General features: G+C 71.6%; 1 protein-coding gene. It reads right to left on the reverse strand.

Features of this window, described 5'->3' with window-relative positions:
• The coding region (locus tag ABT063_RS52095) for an aminotransferase class III-fold pyridoxal phosphate-dependent enzyme (protein ID WP_351069409.1) at nucleotides 1–911 on the reverse strand (911 nt) is incomplete at its 3' end.
• Between the last annotated feature and the right edge of the window lie 161 nt (nucleotides 912–1072).

Here is a 1072-nt window from a genome sequence, read left to right on the forward strand (position 1 = left end):
CCCATGGGCGCGTAACCGGCGGTGATGCCCTTGGCGATGGTGACGATGTCGGGGCGGGCGCCGTAGCGGTCGCCGCCGAACCACTCCCCCAGCCGGCCGAAGGCGGTGATCACCTCGTCGGCGACGAGCAGGAAGCCGAACCGGTCGGCCAGCGCCCGCAGCCCCTCCCAGTAACCCACCGGAGGTGTGATGCACCCGCCGCGGTTCTGCACCGGCTCGGCGATCAGCATCGCGATGGTGTCCGGGCCCTCGGCCAGGATCGCGGCCTCCAGCTCGGCGAGCAGGCGGGCGGTGAACACCTCGTCGTCGACGTGGTCGGGGGCGAGGCCGAAGCGGTTGGTGTTGGACACGAACCTGGTGTCGATCGCCGGCGGGCCGTACGGCTCCTTCAGGCCGGGGTCGTCGGTGAAAGACAGGGCGCCGATGGTCAGGCCGTGGTAGGCGCCGCGACGGGAGATCGCCTTGGTACGGCCGGGCTCACCGCGCAGGGCGTGGTAGCGGCGGGCGATCTTCCAGGCGGTCTCGACGGCTTCGGCGCCGCCGCCGGAGAAGAAGGTGTGCTCGATGTCCACGGGGGCGATCCGGGACAGCCGTTCGGCGAGTTCGATGGCGGTCGGGTGCGCGGAGGAGGACCACAGCGGGCTGAAGCACAGGTCGCGCAGCTGCCGTTCGGCGGCCTCGGCGAACTCGGGGGCGTAGGAGTAGCCGAGCTGGCAGCAGTACAGGCCGGAGAGGCCGTCGATGTAGCGCCTGCCGTCCGCGTCGTCGACATAGGGGCCCTCGCCGCGCTGGACGACGAAGAGGTTCTCGCCCTCGGGGCCGAGCGAGCCGTTGGGGGTCATGTTCAGGAGCAGGTGTCTGGCCGCCGTGGCGGACAGTTCACCGGCCGGGGTGCGGGTGCTGGTTGTCATGATGCGGTCTCACTTCCGGCGCGCAGGCCCACGGCGGGCTCGGTGGGCAGCAGACCGTCCTGCTTTCCGGAGCCGCTGAGCTTGCGGACCACGCCGACCAGGGCGAGGGCCACGACGGCGACGGCGATGAGGATCGCGCTGACGGCGGTCACCGACGGGTC

This window comes from Streptomyces sp. NPDC002838, from assembly GCF_040295365.1.
Classification (GTDB): domain Bacteria; phylum Actinomycetota; class Actinomycetes; order Streptomycetales; family Streptomycetaceae; genus Streptomyces.